Genomic DNA, 14,372 nt, shown 5'->3' on the forward strand with positions numbered 1-14,372 from the left:
CCGCCCTCATAGCCTCGGAGGCGCTGCCGGTGTTCGCGCTTTAGTACGGACCCCTCGTGTGCGTCCCCAGCCCCGTGGTGTAGCGGCCAAGCATGCTGGCCTTTGGAGCCGGCGACAGCGGTTCGAATCCGCTCGGGGCTATAATTATAATAATTGAGGGGCCCTAGGTCCGGCGATGGCAACCGACCGGATGACCTCGATTTCCATCCATGCGTCGACGCTGAGGATGCTCCAGCCCTTCAAGAAGGGGGACATGACCTGGGACGACGTACTCATCGATTTCATCGAGGAGCATGTCCCGAAGGAGTTCGTCCGCGCGATGATCCGGGAGGCGGAGAAGGGCCCGGGCATCCCGTTCGATCAGGTGTACCAGGAGCACGTTCGGCGGAGGGGTTAACGCGTGCCCGTCGTGGACATGAGCCACGAGGCGAGGCGACAGTTCTTGCTGCTCCCCCCAGAAATCGCCGACCGGTTCAAGGAGCTCGCGGACCATCTCAGGGAGAACCCCCACCGACTCCCTCCTTGGTGTGAGGTGAAGTCCATCGGTCGAGAGGGCGGAAAGGAGGTCTTTCGAGCACGTGTGGGCGAGTATCGCGCGTCCTACGTGTTCGATGGGGAGGTCATTCGATTCACACGATTCCGCTTACGGAAACACATGGGCTATTCCTCGCTTCCGAAGTCGTAGCGAACATCGCCTCCAATCACTCGCCCGGGACCAAAGTCACCTCCCGTTCCCCAGGATCTCAGAGTCAGTGGCGCAGCCGGGGTCGCGACCGAACCGCTGACCCCAAACGCGGGCGTCCGAGCCAGAGGTCTGAGGGCGTCGCCCAACTGGCCCTAAATCGCTTTGCGCCGGATGATTCCTTGACAGAGCCCCACAAGGTGGCCCTCAGGATCCGTGAAGTAGGCGAACGCGACTTTTCCTCGACCCTTCGACGAGGGACGCTTGTCGGGGAAGGCTGTTGGGTTTCCGACCCGCTTCCCACCGAGCCGCTCGACCTCACGAAGAGCCGCCTCGAAGTCTGGGACCTCAACGAAGAAGGTCAGATGGCCCCCGTTCCCAGTCGGATCTGCTCCCAGTCCCCCGCCAATCCCGCGGGATGCCGCCTCGGTGACTCCGTAGTCCGCGCCTGGAGCGACATCGGCCGCCTTCCACCCGAAGAGGTCGCCGTAGAAGGTTCTGAGACGCTGCCCACTCTTTCCCGTTACCTCGAACCACGCAACGGGCATCGGAAGATCATTCTCTGCTCTCATCGGTTCTATACGGCACCGCCCTTGCCGGTCTCGAGATAGTTCTTCATGCTGCCCATTAGGTAGGTCCAGGCCCCATCGCATGGGCCGAAGCAGGCGCATTTGGGTGTCAGACCCGCGTGGAGGAAGCGGAGTTCGGAGCGGCTGGCGCCTTTGGAGCCGATCTGGAAAAGGATCTTCGTCCCAATGAGCTCCTTCTTTTCGGACTGGTCAACGACCTTCCACTCGACCCTCGCCGGCCGCGTCGCCTTCACTAGGCTGAGCGTCCACACGTCGTTCGGGAATTTCAGGACCAGCTTGCTACCTTCCTTGTCCGAGCCGTCGATGTTCTTGCACCACCACCCGCGCAACCCGCCGGCGGTCGAGACGGTCTCGAAGACGTCATTCGCCGAAGCGTCAACTTCGAGCGTCCGTGTGACTCCTGCAGGGGGTACAACGTCCACGTGCTCGACCTCGGTACTCGCCGTCATCGAACGGGCTATGGAATCCATACTATTTTATTCGACTACGGCGGAAAACCATAGCGAGCTCGAGTTGAGTACTCGACAGGCTCTGAGACGGGACGCGGCCGTGACCAAATACTTGTTATTTCATAGGTAGTGCGGAGACCTCCGGTGATCGTCGGCCCCCAAGCGCACAACAAGGGACAGCCAGCCCCCTACCTGCTGTTCACACGCCCCGAGGGTTCGATTGGCTGCCCTATCCGCGCGTCACTAGGCGTACTCGGCCACAAGTGGTCGTTCATTATCCTTCGAGACGTAGCGTTCCTTCCCGCTCCGACCTTCAACCTGATTCAGCACCGTAATCCGGGCCTGACGCCCAGGGTTCTTTCTGAACGCCTAAAGGAGCTGCGTGCGACGCAGCTCATCGAGAAGGTCGCCCATCCGAGGGACGAGCGTGTGTACTTTTACAGACTCACGGACAAGGGGCGGGACGCGATACCGGTTCTCGCTTCGATGATGCAGTTCGGAATGAAGCATCTCGCAGAGAAGGTATTCGAGGACGGCAAGCCGAGGACAATGAAGGATTGCTTCCCGGGCCTGGCGGAACGTTTTCTCGGAGAACTTTTCGACTACGCGATCTCAGACTTCAAGTCGGGCGTGGGACCCCCAGAGGGGATTCTTCTCTCGCCTTCAACCGCCCCGAAGTTCGGCGTGGCTGTCCGTAGCGGACCTCTGGCTTCCGGGGGACCGCGGCGAAAGAGGAAGCGCTTCGTGGTCCGACCTTCCCGTCCGCCTTAGCAACGAGTTCCCGCTAAGCCAATTTCATCTCGCCGTGACCGGATCGAGCGCTTCAATCACTCCCCCAAGGGGGTGGCAGCACCGTGCTTGTATCCCATTCTGAAGAAAAATACCAGCGAATCCGCTCGGGGCTACCCATTCCGGCGGGCCCGCGTGGCGCTAGCCTTTTGGGCCGAACGCTAGTCCCCCTCAGATGGCGATGCGGGAACCGGCCCCGCTGGACCTGTTCGCGTCGCGACTGATGCGTCGCTTCCGGATTCCGGGACTATCGCTCGGAATCTCGAGGAACGGCCGACCGATTTTGTCCCGGGGCTACGGCTGGCGCGACCGCGAACTTCGACGGCCCGCCTCCTCGAAGACGGTGTACGGGATCGCCTCGATCACGAAGTCGTTCACCGCGCTCGCCATACTGCGGCTCGAAGAGGAAGGACTCCTGCGGGTGACGGACCCCGTCGTGCGCCATCTTCCGGAGTTTCGGAGTCCGAATCCCCGCTGGACGGCGAAGATCTCGCTCCACCACCTCCTCACCCACTCCTCCGGAATGCCGCCGTTGGCAGGGACGTACCTCTCCCAGCTTCGTTCGCGCGCCCGCGACCCGTCCTTCGACGCGCGCTCCGTCCGGCGGGTGGGCATCGACCTTGAGGCGGGGCCGCTCGACAGCTTCGAACAACTGCTGGAGTACCTCACTACGGTGCGGTACCAACCCATCGCTCCGCCGGGCCATCAGTTCAGCTACTCGAACGAGGGGTTCATGCTGCTCGGGGCGGTGATCGAGCGCAGCGCCGGCCGCACCTACGAGAACTATCTCGACGAGCAAATCCTACGACCGTGTGGAATGCGGCACACGACCTGCGATGCCGGGATCATGCTTCGCTACCCGGAAGTCACCACCCTGTACTCACCACAACGAATCCGATCCCGCGTGCGGATGGTCCCCTCCCAGAACTGCGGCATGGCCGGGATCCTCCGACCGGCGGGTGGACTGCTGACCAATATCGAGGACCTTCTGCGCTACCTCGAGATATTCCGCACCGGAGGGAGAGCCGGCCGGGAGCGGATCCTGACCCCGAAGAGCGTGAGCAAGATGCTCCGTCCCGCCATCCCCATCGACACGGACCGTTTCTACGGCTACGGCATCGTGGTTCGACCCGCCTACCATGGTCACTTGGTCGCGTACCATGGCGGCGGGACGAAGGGCGTCTCCTCAGAGTTCGCGGTCGTTCCACGCAAGGGCATCTGCGGGGCGGTTCTGGCCAACGTGGAGCGCGTCCCGTCGTTCAACGTCCTGTTCGCGGGGATCAATCGACAGCTCGGGTTACCGATGTCGACCCCGTTCTTCGAGACGCCGTCCGTGGTCTCCCGCGCCGGTCCGCTCGCGGAGTTCGAGGGGTGGTACTGGGGCGGGGACGGCTTCAAATGCAACGTGAGGGCGGGTCGGCGCGAACTGACCCTACGTTTCTGGGAGCTCGATGGTAACACGCACGTCGTCCGCGCGGCGCCGTGCGGAACCGATCGATTCTTGATTCGGCTCTTTGGCCTTCCGTGGACCATCAGATTCGTGCGGGATGCTTCGAAGCGGGTGTCCGCGGTGTTCGTGTCGTACTGGTGGTACCGTCGCCGCACCGAGCAAGAGGTTCGACACGGCCGACGAAACCGGTTCGCCTGGTGAGGGCGAAGTCCCGAGGTCCCCACGAGAACGTGACTCTCGTGCGACGGGAGTCGAAGTTCATCAGGAGGATTCGGATCGGGCTCGATTCCGTTCCCCGTCGATGGCGGAGCACGTCCCTCGACGCGCTCCATCGACGACCTCGACCTCCCTCGCCGACCTCGCGGACGGACCCCCCGGCGAGGTTCTTCACAGGTCCACGACACCGGCGTCTTAGGCTACCCGAGCGTGCACGACAGCACGGTCGGACGGTACGCCGAGGTGGGAACCCGCGAGCTGAAGGACGCCTTGGATTCGGCCACCGGCCTGGGGGTGTGCACCGCGATCGGCAACCGACCACGAATCCGCTCGGGGCGGTCCGAGAGCGATTTCTGCCCAGTGCCCACATGAACACAACGATCGCGGCGGCCCGGCCGTCGCTACGCCACCAAAATTCGCTCCCTGCCCGTACCTCTCTTCCACGCCGTAGCGACTGGTCCGACCGCGTTCGGGGGTTCGAACGGGCCACCGCTCCTTTCTAGGAAAGCAGCGCCGTTACCGACTGTCCGACACGTTCGCGGAAGCGGCCACGGCGAGGACTTGGCCACGCGAGAGGCCGGTCTTCCTCGGGAGGCTCGGTCCCGATCGTTCACGCCATGCGGGACGCTTCGGGCGAAGACTTCCGGGGCGGGGTCGAAGATTAGGTCAGAGCTCGACCGGAACCAAGGGGTGGATGCCGGCAACGCGCGGGACATCCTGATCGTCGCGGGGCGAGATCGGATGGCTGGCTGCGTCCCGGACGCGCTCGCCTTCGTCGAACTCGCGCAAGCCCGAAGAGTTCGGGTCGTCGCGGCTCCTCGAGCGACCGACACCGATTCTCCGGCAAGCCGGCGGACTCCCACCCTACATCCCCGGGCCGCGGAGTTCGAGAGTGAACTGACGCCGGAAGCGGACTCGAGCCGCGATCGCGGCCATCCCGGAAGGCCGCCAGCATACCAAGACCCGGCGCGAGCCGGGCCGATCGCGGACGATCGTTCCCGAGGCCGCCGCACGGGTCCGCAGCTCGAAGGTTCGCGCGACGCACCGCTGCTCGGAACCCAGACGGTCACCGACCGCGAGCGGCCCGGGATCTCGCATCGGTCGCCAGGGCTTCGTGGCGATGGGGGTGCTCGTGCCCCGTCGTTCCCCCGGCGACGGCCGGGGTGCCGAGCGTGTATCGGCCGTAGGCGATGCCCTTGACACCCCGCAGGTCCTCAGCGGCGGCGACCACCTCGTCGCTCCTTCCCACGAGACCGATCAGCTGCATGCACGAGCCGCCCTCGAGATGGACGTGGGAGGAGGACCGGACGTGCGTCCCCCAGCGATGCTCGGCGGCGGTGAGCCGCTGGAGGACATTGGGGGTGTCATGTCGGTACACGAGCAGGACGCCGGCCACCGAATCGGAACCTGGGTCGCCCAGCGAGCGTTCCGCGAGCTCCTTGCGAATGAGAGCGCGGATCGCATCCGACCGGCTACGGCAGTTCCGCTCCTTCACCCAGCTGTCCAGAAGGGCGAGGAGCTCCCGTTCGAGGGAAACGCCCAGGCGCACCACGTAGTCGCCCCTTCGTTGCCGCAGATGGGCCGCCGGGACGGCGACATCTCCCGCTAGCGTTCGTCGTCGCGGGTGCCTCACCGTACCGCTCCTTTCGGGGAGGCGAGCTCGACTCCGTTCATAATGGTACGGATGGGGTCCCACCCGGCGCGACGCGTGCGTGTTACGATTAAGAAATACGACCGAAGCAGTTAAGAACCGCCGCGGTTGGCACGCTCAGTGTCTTTTGCCTCGACCGAGATTCGGAACCCGATCGTCCTTTCCCGACAGGAGTGGGTCAAGGTCATCTTGATCTACGCCGGCATCGCCGCCGCGACCGGCGTCGGGATCTATCTTACCTTCTGGGTCGGTACCCAGTACGCGATCTTCTGGCCGCTGGGCATCCTGGCCTACACGCTGGGTCTACGGCACGGCGTGGACGCCGACCACATCTGTGCCATCGACAACACCACGCGCAAACTGATCCAGCAGGACAAGCGCCCGACCACGGTCGGGACCTGGTTCTCCCTGGGTCACTCGACCATCGTCGTCGCCATGCTGGGTCTGCTGGTCGTGGCCAGCCGATTCATCGAGAGCAACCTGCCCGCCTTCGAGGCCGACGGAGCGATCTTGGGCACGATCATCTCCGGAGCGTTCCTCTACATCATCGCGCTGATCAACTTCCTGATCTTCTGGCAGGTCTATCTCATCTACCGGGAACTCCGGACGGGCCGGCTCGACCAGAAGAAGCTGGACGAGACGCTGCTGAAGCGGGGCTTCATGAATCGCTACTTCGGCAAGCTGTTCCGATTCGTCAACGAGCCCTGGCAGATCTATCCGATCGGGGTGCTGTTCGGACTTGGCTTCGACACCGCGTCCGAGGTCGCTCTGATCGCGATCACGGTGACGACGGCCGCCCTCGCGTTCCCGCTGTGGATGGTGATGGTGCTGCCGTTCATGTTCACCTGCGGCATGGTCCTCACGGACACCACCGACGGATTCGGGATGCGCTTTGCCTACGGGTGGGCCTTCATGAAGCCGATCCGGAAGGTCTACTACAACCTCACGATGACGGTGATTTCGGTCCTCGTCGCCATCGTGATCGGGACGATCGAACTGCTCGGAGTGCTCGCCTCGGAGCTCAATCTGAGCGGGGGACCGTTCGGGTTCTGGAACACGATGAACTGGTTGAACAACTCGAATGGGCCCGGCGACATCGAGATCTGGGGCTGGTGCGGGATTCTCATCATCGCGCTGTTCTGCGGGTGTTGGGCGGTCTCTATCGCGATCTATCGATGGAAACACATCGAGGACGTGGGGTTCGGCAAGCCCCCGACGCCGGTGAACCCGGTCGACGCCGCGCCGGAGCCGGGCACTTCCTCCTCAGAACCTGCGTGAGCGCGGGATCCCGGTCGAGGATCCCGGGCGGGCCCGCGGCGAACGGAGACGGGGCAGGTTCCACCGAAGGGGGGGAGCGTGTTCGGCGGCGGACGGCCGTAGGCTACTCCTTCCCTCCCACGTCGTGGCGAACCGACCCGTCGAGCGCGAGGTCCCGGACACCGACGACCCGCGTCTCCGTGGATATACGTATCCCGACAATATTTACATAGCAAGAACTCATCCACCCGCTTCGTGGCGGGCGCAACCGCGGCCGTCGACCAGGTCCTCGTCGCGGACGCTTCCGATAAGCAGCTCCGCCGCGCGCTGTCGTTTCAAGATCTCTTCATGATCTCGTTCGGCGGGGTCGTTGGCTCGGGCTGGCTCTTCGCCGTCGCGGCCTCCTCGCACCTCGCGGGCCCGGCCTCCGTGGTGTCGTGGATCATCGCGGGGATCTTCATGATCGCCATCGCCCTCTGCTTCTCCGAGACGGCTTCGGCCCTGCACAAGACGGGCCAGCTCGTGCGCGGTCCGCTCTACACCCACGGTGGTTTCACCGGGTACATCATCGGCGCCGCCTACATCCTCGGATCGATCACGGTCCCGGCGATCGAGGCCGAGGCCGTCATCACGTATGCGAGCACCTACGAGCCGACGTGGCTGGGTTCGAACGGGCTGATCACTCCGACCGGCCTGGTCTTCGCCGTTCTGCTCCTGGTTGGATTCTTCTTCCTGAACTACGTCGGCGTGCGCTTCCTCGGCGCCTTCAACACGGTCGTGACGTGGTGGAAGTTCATCATTCCGGTGTTGACGATCATCTTCCTGTTCACGATCTTCCACTCGACGAACTTCACCGTGTCCGGCGGGTTCATCCCGTTCGGATGGCCCGGGGTCTTCATCGCGATCCCGTCGGCCGGCATCGCATTCGCCTACCTCGGGTTCCGGGGCGCGGCGCAGTTCTCGGGCGAAGCGAAGAACCCGCAGCGCGACGCGCCGAGGGCGATCATCCTGTCGATCACCGCGGCCGTGATCCTCTACGTCCTGCTCCAGGTCGTGTTCATCGGCGCCATCAACTGGGGCGCGAACGGTCTGGCGCCGGGCGACTGGGCCGGCCTGAGCTCGGTCACGACGACGCTGTACTCGGCGCCGTTCTACACGGTCATGCAACAGGCCAGCGTCGCGCTGCTCGGCGGGTTCGCGACGATCCTCCTCATCGACGCCATCATCTCGCCGTCGGGGACCGGTTGGGTGTTCCTGGGGGAGGCGACGCGCGCGGTCTACGGAGTCGGCGCGGACGGATTCTTCCCGCGGGGCCTATTGAGCATCCAGCGCCGGACCCGGATCCCTTGGGTCGCGCTCATCGCGACGACGGTGGTCGGCGGGATCTTCATCATACCGCTGCCGTCCTGGTACCTGTTTGCCGGGTTCGTGACCGACGCCTTCACCATCTCGCTCCTCATGGGACCGCTGACCCTCTTCGTTCTACGCTGGCACGCCCCGAACATCAAGCGGCCGTTCCAGTTGCCCGGCGCGCTGGTCGTCGGCGGCCTCGCCTTCGTCGGCGGCTCCCTCGTGATCTACTGGTCCGAGTTCGGCGGGCTCTTCTACGTCTTCTCGGTGATCTTCATGGTCCTCCCGCTGTTCTACTTCTTCTACGCACCGCGGAACCTGGGGATCAAGCCGTCCACGGCGCTCGCGATCGGGATCGTCCAGCTGGCCGTGGTGGTGATCGACACCGTCTGGGGCTACATCAACCTCTACATCGGCAACGTCGTGTCGCTCAGCCCGACGCCCGTCACGGTCTCGAACTCGACCCTCACGATGACCTTCGCGATCTACTACGTGGTGCTCCTCCTCGCGATTTGGGTGCCCACGCTCGTGACGACGATGCTCGCCCATCCGGACGGCAGGCGCATGATGCGCGCGGGCTACTGGGTCCTGGTCCTGCTCTCGGTCGAGATGGTGCTCTCCTGGTTCTCGGTGCTCGGCACGTTCCCGTTCGGGCCGTTGAACGGCAACCCGTACATCCCGTTCCCCTACGACACGATCGCGATGGCGATCATCGCCGCGGGCATCTACGCCTGGGGCCTCATGAGCGGCTACCGCACCAAGGACCTCGCCGAGGTCGAGGCCCTGATGGCCCGACCCGAGGCGGACGCCGCCACGGCGTGATCCTACTCTCGGGTTGGGCCCGGGCCGACGGGTCCCTCACTTCCACTGGTAGAGGGCCTGGCCGCACTTCTCACAGACTTCCGTGTTGAAGTTCGGGTGAAAGCGCGGGTGCGTCATCCGGTGGCACCACGGACACTCGAAGCGCGGTAGCGGGAACGGAATTCCCGCGTCGTCGTGGAGCAGGTCCATCAGGATCGGCTGGGTCGATGCCGGTGGCATGCCCCGGGACGCTTCGAGCCGGTCGAGGACATGGGAGCATCCCTCGAACGCGGCGACGATCCCGGCAACGCGCTCCGGCTCGCTCGTGGTGGGAAGGGTCAGCGTCGCCTCCGTGCCGTACACGGCGAGCGTCGGCAGGTCCCGCTCGGGGTGGGGGGAGAGGGCGGCCGCGGCGCGCAGGAACCGGTGGACCTCGGCCTCCCGGTAGACGGCCGCCATCCCGGCGTCGTAGGTGTAGACCACCCAGCGCCGGTCGAGGTCGGCGTCTCCGGTTCGGGTCCCCTTCGCGCTCCCCCGGCCCTGGCGGTACCGCTCGAGGATCCGGTCCGTGCCGACCGAGCCGCGGCTGAAGACCCGGGGCCGGATTCCGGCGTAGAGCCACGGCATCCGGTAGTGGGGCATCGCCGGTGGGTCGATGAGCCGCACCGAGGTCGTGATCCCGACCTGCATCTCGGGCGAGAAGAGCCGCGGCTCCAGGAAGCTGAGCTCCCAGAGCCGGCCGGCGGCGGGGCCCACGAGGGACGGGGGCCCGGACGGAGCGCGGCGGCCCGGCGGTGCGACGGCTCGCTCGCTACGGAAGCCCGGGAACTGGGAGGCCATGCGGGCCGACAGGCGCTTCCAGAACTCGGCGGGGACGAGCGGCGCCTCGATGTTCCGCATCCGGGCGGCGGTCGAACGGAGCCACCGACCAAAAAAGCTCCGGCTGCCCGTGGCGAGCACGGTGCCGGCCCGAGGGCCGCCTCACGGCCCCGGGGGCCGGCTGATCCGGATCCTCCGGATGCGGTGGACCGCGCGGCCACGACGCTCGTCCACTTCGTGCATGGCGACTGAGAGATCGTGACCTCGGACGAGGTCGAGGAGCGGGCCGACCGATTGCGCCGGCAGGTTTCCGTAGACCGAGCCCGGACCCGCGAAGAACACATGCCGCCGCGCTTCGGCGGTCGAACGCGGGTCCGCGCCGAGGTCGTCCAGCACCAGCACGAGGCCCACGCGGGACCAGCGGCGCGTGGTGGGCGCGCCCCAGCGGTACTGGTAGGTGAAGCCGCGCGCGTCCGCGCGTAATGCGATGACCGGGTTGATGAGGCCCGTGCGCAGGCTGAGGAGGATCAACCCGATGCCGAGGACGATCAGGAGGATCGCGAGGACCTCGTCGGCGAGCGGCCCGGTCCGGGCGAGCGGGCCGACGAGGTAGCCCCCGATCCCGATGAAGGCGCTTCCGATCCCGAGCCCCGTGGCCGTCACCGGGATGCGGGTGCGAAGAAAGGCGCGCGCCTCCTCGCCGAGGTCGAGCTCGAGCTCGGGCGCCGCCACGCCACGGCCCGCCATCGCGCAGGGTAGGGCACTGTCCTTATCATACGAGCCTCGGGCATCGCCCGCCTCGAAAACCCGGACGCTCCGGGCGAATCCTAAAGGCGCCGCGGCGAGAGCCCGCGGGGGCATGTCGGTCCGTTCACATCGCCCCCGCCCCACAGCTCGCGCCGACTCGGCGCGCTCCAACCTCGCGTCCTGGGAGCGGACGGCCGAACGCTACGAACGGCGGCACGCCCACGCCCTGGGCCGCGACGGCGGGGAGGCCTGGGGCCTGTTCCGGATCCCCGAGCACACCCTGCGGATGGTGGGCCCGGTCCGAGGGCGCGACGTGCTCGAGCTCGGATGCGGCGCGGCCTGGTGGTCGATCGCGCTTGCCCGGCGTGGCGCGCGGGTGATCGGCGTCGACTTCTCCCCCGTGCGGCTCTCGCAGGCGAGCGCCCGGGTGCGGTCCGCCGGGCGATCCGTCGCGCTCGTGCGCGCGCGGGCCGAGCGGTTGCCGTGCGCGGACGCTTCGTTCGACCTCGTGCTCTCGGACTACGGAGCGACGACGTTCGCCGATCCGCGGCGGACAATCCCCGAGGCCGCCCGTGTGCTTCGTCCCGGCGGGCACCTCGTCTTTGCTCACGCGAGCCCCTGGCGGTCCGTCTGCGAGAGCCCGCGCAGCGGGCGGCCGACGCAGAGGCTCGTCCGGCCCTACTTCGGGATCCACGCGCTGCGCACCCCCGGCTCCACGGAGTTCCAGCTCACCTACGGGGAATGGATCGATCTCTTCCGGGCGAGCGGACTATCGGTCGAGCGGCTCGTCGAACCGTCCGCGGTCGGGGCCCGCCAGAGCACCTACGTCTCTCGGGCCGGCCAGCGCTGGGCGCGGCGCTGGCCGATCGAGACGATCTGGAAGCTCGTCCGACTCCCGGGTCCCACGGGCCGCCGGCGTCCGCGCCGCGCGCGAAGGCCACGCTAACGAAGGACCTTGAAGGCGACGCGGAAGTTGGCGAAGCTGGACGCGACGCGCACCCAGAGCGGCACGAGCGCCTCGAGCCATCGGGCTCCCTCGATTCCTCCGACGTCGATCGCGCCCGGCCAACCGAACTGCCGGAGGATCGAGACCACCTCCGACTTCGCCGTGGGATCGTTGCCGGCGATCATCATGTCCGGCATCTCCCCGCCGACGCTCGGGTTCGCCATGACCGAGTTCGGGACGATGTTGAAGCACTTGACGACTCGAGCTCGGGGCAGCTTGTGCTGCACCTGCTCGCCCAGCGAGTCGGTCGTCCCCACGAACAGGCCCGGAGGATTGCCCTTCGAGAAATCGAGCGGGTTCGTGACGTCGATCAGGATCTTGGCTTCGAACCGAGCGGGTCCCGCGAGGTCGATCACGGTGAGCGCGGCCGATCCGAGGCAGCACAGGACGACGAGCTCGCCGTGCGCCGCGGCCTCGGGGAACGTCCCGAGCGCGGCGTTCGGACCGACGGAACGCTGCCAGGCGGCGAGCTCGGGCTTCCCCGGGTTCTTCGTTCCGAGGACGACGTCGTGACCCTTCTGGGCGAACGCTTGCCCGAGCGCCTGTCCCACCGCACCGCTGCCGAGGATTCCGACGCGCATCGCCCGGTCGAGCCGAACGGCGGGGAAAGGGATTGCGGTCGCCGGAAGCCCCCGAGCGTCTCGGGGCCACCGGAGGTGAGCCTTCCGGGTGCGTTCCAACCTTATCTGGTCCGACCCTTGACCGACCGGTCAGCATGGACGATCCGATCATCGCCGAAGCGCTCGTCAAGGTCTACAACGGCAAGATCCGAGCCGTGGACGGCGTGAGCTTCCGGGTCCGCGAGGGCGAGCTGTTCGGCTTCCTCGGGCCCAATGGTGCCGGGAAGACCACCACGGTCGGGATGCTCACCGCGAACCTGCGCCCGACCCAGGGCCGCGCGAGCGTCGGCGGCCTCGATGTCGCCAAGGACTCGACCGAGGTGAAGCGCCGGATCGGGCTCGTGTTCCAGGAGTCGACCGCCGACAGCGATCTGACCGGTCGCGAGAACCTCGAGCTTCAGGCTGCGCTGTACGCGGTCCCGACCGCGGAAGCGAATCAGCGAATCGACTCGCTGCTCGAGCGCATGCAGATCGCCGACGCCGCCGAGCGCCCCGTGAAGACGTTCTCGGGCGGCATGCGCCGACGCTTAGAGCTCGCGGCGGGGATCGTCCACGCGCCGCGGCTCCTCTTCCTCGACGAGCCCACGCTCGGACTCGACCCGCAGGGCCGCGCCGGCTTCTGGCGCTACATCCAGGAGCTCCGCAAGGAGCTCGGCCTCACCGTGTTCCTCACGACGCACTACCTGGACGAGGCGGACAATCTCTGCGACCGGCTCGCGATCATCGACCACGGCAAGATCGTCGCCACGGGCACGCCGGCCGAGCTCAAGGACCGGCTCGGCGGCGACATCATCACGATCCGCCTCAAGGAGTCCGGCCACAATCTCACGGCCCTGTTCTCGGGCCTCGCCGGCGTGGTCTCGGTCCAAACGCAGGACGGGGCGTACCGCATCAAGTGCGCCAACGGCGAGGCGATGATCCCACAGGTCGTGGAGGCCGCGGCCGGCGCCGGCGAGACTGTCACCGGGGTCTCGCTCAAGCGGCCGAGCCTGGACGAGGTGTTCCTCGAGTTCACGGGCCGGGAGTTCCGGGAGGAGGAGGGGCCGACCGCGACCGACATGGCGGTGCGGATCGGCCAGGTGCGTCAGGGCATGGGCCGGGGAGGTCGCTGATGGCGCGCCCCATCACCGCGCTGACGCGGCGCGAGCTTCTGCGCCTCGCGCGCAACCCGGCGGCGCTCTTCACGAGCCTGCTGATCCCGATTCTCTACCTGACCCTCTTCGGCCAGGGGTTCGCCAACATCACCGGCGGCGGGCATCCGCTGCCGCCGGGCTACATCCTGAGCTCGCCGAACTTCTTCTCGTCGTTCGCGGTGGGCATGGCCGGCTTCGTCGCACTCACCGGCACGCTGTTCACCGGCGCGAACGTGATCTTCGACAAGCTCTTCGGCATCTTCAAGCGGATCGCCGCGTCGCCCGCCTCTTCCTGGGCCGTCTTCGGTTCTCGAGTCCTGGCGGGCTCGGTCCAGCCGACGCTGCTCTCGTTCTTCGTCCTCGGGCTCGCCGTCCTGCTGGGCCACACGGGCATCGCGAGCCTCAACGGCCTCGACGTGACCCAGTCGCTGACCGCGATCGGCGCCGTCGAGATCGTGGTGGCGGTCGTGCTCGTCTCCGCGATGTTCGCCGGACTCTTCGTCGCCTTCGGCTTCCTCATCCAGCAACCGCAGTCGTACTTCGCGGTCGTGAACGCGATCAACCTGCCGGTGCTGTTCACCTCGAACGCGATCTACCCCTGGGGCGCGATGCCCGCCTGGCTGCAGACGGTCGCGACGTACAACCCGGTGAGCCTCGCGATCAACGTGCTGCGCGAGAACTTCTTCGGGACCGCCTACTACGCCTACCCACCGTATGTCTATCTCGCCGGGCTCGCGGCCTGGACGGTCGTTATTTTCCTGCTCGCCACGCTGCTCGCGCGCCGGACGCTCCTCCCCACGGCCTGAGCGTCG

General features: G+C 66.6%; 14 protein-coding genes and 1 tRNA gene. 9 read left to right on the forward strand and 6 right to left on the reverse strand.

All coding sequences use genetic code 11. From position 1 onward, the window contains the following. Positions 1-68: 68 nt before the first annotated feature. Together VEL82_05895 and VEL82_05900 are read left to right on the forward strand one after the other, a co-directional pair. Positions 69-141 (forward strand) — tRNA-Gln (locus VEL82_05895). 49 nt (positions 142-190) lie between these two features. Beyond that, the gene (locus VEL82_05900) at positions 191-397 is read left to right on the forward strand and encodes a hypothetical protein (protein ID HXW67389.1); all 207 of its coding nucleotides are present in this window, start codon (positions 191-193) and stop codon (positions 395-397) included. A 440-nt stretch (positions 398-837) separates the two neighbouring features. Here VEL82_05900 and VEL82_05905 read toward each other — a convergent pair whose 3' ends face one another. Beyond that, complete coding sequence (locus VEL82_05905; GenBank protein ID HXW67390.1) at positions 838-1,230, reverse strand: VOC family protein; 393 nt, start codon at positions 1,228-1,230, stop codon at positions 838-840. A 29-nt stretch (positions 1,231-1,259) separates the two neighbouring features. Next, positions 1,260-1,721, reverse strand: coding sequence for a hypothetical protein (locus VEL82_05910; GenBank protein ID HXW67391.1), 462 nt, complete (start codon positions 1,719-1,721; stop codon positions 1,260-1,262). 144 nt (positions 1,722-1,865) lie between these two features. Between VEL82_05910 and VEL82_05915 the strand changes: the two genes are divergently transcribed. Then, positions 1,866-2,492: a helix-turn-helix domain-containing protein gene (locus tag VEL82_05915; GenBank protein HXW67392.1), complete on the forward strand. Its 627-nt coding sequence runs from the start codon at positions 1,866-1,868 to the stop codon at positions 2,490-2,492. A 193-nt stretch (positions 2,493-2,685) separates the two neighbouring features. Beyond that, positions 2,686-4,161: a serine hydrolase domain-containing protein gene (locus VEL82_05920; protein ID HXW67393.1), complete on the forward strand. Its 1,476-nt coding sequence runs from the start codon at positions 2,686-2,688 to the stop codon at positions 4,159-4,161. A 1,081-nt stretch (positions 4,162-5,242) separates the two neighbouring features. Here VEL82_05920 and VEL82_05925 read toward each other — a convergent pair. Further along, positions 5,243-5,728 (reverse strand): CopG family ribbon-helix-helix protein, encoded by a 486-nt coding sequence (locus VEL82_05925; GenBank protein ID HXW67394.1) that lies wholly within the window; start codon positions 5,726-5,728, stop codon positions 5,243-5,245. 219 nt (positions 5,729-5,947) lie between these two features. Here VEL82_05925 and VEL82_05930 point away from each other — a divergent pair, with 219 nt between their 5' ends. Both VEL82_05930 and VEL82_05935 read left to right on the forward strand, forming a co-directional pair. Beyond that, positions 5,948-7,105 carry a HoxN/HupN/NixA family nickel/cobalt transporter gene (locus tag VEL82_05930; protein HXW67395.1) on the forward strand — a complete coding sequence of 386 codons (1,158 nt, stop codon included), beginning with the start codon at positions 5,948-5,950 and terminating at the stop codon, positions 7,103-7,105. Positions 7,106-7,339: 234 nt separating this feature from the next. Next, positions 7,340-9,256 carry an APC family permease gene (locus tag VEL82_05935; protein ID HXW67396.1) on the forward strand — a complete coding sequence of 639 codons (1,917 nt, stop codon included), beginning with the start codon at positions 7,340-7,342 and terminating at the stop codon, positions 9,254-9,256. A 36-nt stretch (positions 9,257-9,292) separates the two neighbouring features. Here the strand turns inward: VEL82_05935 and VEL82_05940 are convergent, their stop codons facing one another. After that, on the reverse strand, positions 9,293-10,135 hold the full coding sequence (locus VEL82_05940; protein ID HXW67397.1) for a hypothetical protein: 843 nt from the start codon (positions 10,133-10,135) through the stop codon (positions 9,293-9,295). Between the two features lie 81 nt (positions 10,136-10,216). Continuing rightward, a complete protein-coding gene (locus VEL82_05945) occupies positions 10,217-10,801 on the reverse strand; it encodes a hypothetical protein (protein HXW67398.1) in 585 nt (194 codons plus the stop codon). 112 nt (positions 10,802-10,913) lie between these two features. On the opposite strand from VEL82_05945, the gene VEL82_05950 reads away from it, so the two are divergent. Further along, positions 10,914-11,747, forward strand: coding sequence for a class I SAM-dependent methyltransferase (locus VEL82_05950; protein HXW67399.1), 834 nt, complete (start codon positions 10,914-10,916; stop codon positions 11,745-11,747). On the opposite strand, the gene VEL82_05955 is transcribed toward VEL82_05950, so the two are convergent. Next, the gene (locus VEL82_05955; GenBank protein HXW67400.1) at positions 11,744-12,388 is read right to left on the reverse strand and encodes an NAD(P)-binding domain-containing protein; all 645 of its coding nucleotides are present in this window, start codon (positions 12,386-12,388) and stop codon (positions 11,744-11,746) included. The two genes, VEL82_05950 and VEL82_05955, sit on opposite strands and share 4 nt — an antisense overlap. Positions 12,389-12,522: 134 nt before the next feature. On the opposite strand from VEL82_05955, the gene VEL82_05960 reads away from it, so the two are divergent. After that, the gene (locus tag VEL82_05960) at positions 12,523-13,539 is read left to right on the forward strand and encodes an ATP-binding cassette domain-containing protein (GenBank protein HXW67401.1); all 1,017 of its coding nucleotides are present in this window, start codon (positions 12,523-12,525) and stop codon (positions 13,537-13,539) included. After that, positions 13,539-14,366 (forward strand): ABC transporter permease, encoded by an 828-nt coding sequence (locus VEL82_05965; protein HXW67402.1) that lies wholly within the window; start codon positions 13,539-13,541, stop codon positions 14,364-14,366. Before VEL82_05960 ends, VEL82_05965 begins: the two co-directional genes overlap by 1 nt. Positions 14,367-14,372 lie beyond the last annotated feature (6 nt).

This window comes from Thermoplasmata archaeon (assembly GCA_035622275.1).
In the GTDB taxonomy this organism is placed as follows: domain Archaea; phylum Thermoplasmatota; class Thermoplasmata; order Lutacidiplasmatales; family UBA184; genus Lutacidiplasma.

What these genes read in the sequence shown, in the direction of transcription:
- VEL82_05900 (HXW67389.1), top strand. Translation starts at nt 191, where the DNA reads ATGACCTCGATTTCCATCCATGCGTCGACGCTGAGGATGCTCCAGCCC.
- VEL82_05905 (HXW67390.1), bottom strand. Translation starts at nt 1,230, where the DNA reads ATGCCCGTTGCGTGGTTCGAGGTAACGGGAAAGAGTGGGCAGCGTCTC.
- VEL82_05910 (HXW67391.1), bottom strand. Translation starts at nt 1,721, where the DNA reads ATGACGGCGAGTACCGAGGTCGAGCACGTGGACGTTGTACCCCCTGCA.
- VEL82_05920 (HXW67393.1), top strand. Translation starts at nt 2,686, where the DNA reads ATGGCGATGCGGGAACCGGCCCCGCTGGACCTGTTCGCGTCGCGACTG.
- VEL82_05940 (HXW67397.1), bottom strand. Translation starts at nt 10,135, where the DNA reads ATGCGGAACATCGAGGCGCCGCTCGTCCCCGCCGAGTTCTGGAAGCGC.
- VEL82_05945 (HXW67398.1), bottom strand. Translation starts at nt 10,801, where the DNA reads ATGGCGGGCCGTGGCGTGGCGGCGCCCGAGCTCGAGCTCGACCTCGGC.
- VEL82_05950 (HXW67399.1), top strand. Translation starts at nt 10,914, where the DNA reads ATGTCGGTCCGTTCACATCGCCCCCGCCCCACAGCTCGCGCCGACTCG.
- VEL82_05955 (HXW67400.1), bottom strand. Translation starts at nt 12,388, where the DNA reads ATGCGCGTCGGAATCCTCGGCAGCGGTGCGGTGGGACAGGCGCTCGGG.
- VEL82_05960 (HXW67401.1), top strand. Translation starts at nt 12,523, where the DNA reads ATGGACGATCCGATCATCGCCGAAGCGCTCGTCAAGGTCTACAACGGC.
- VEL82_05965 (HXW67402.1), top strand. Translation starts at nt 13,539, where the DNA reads ATGGCGCGCCCCATCACCGCGCTGACGCGGCGCGAGCTTCTGCGCCTC.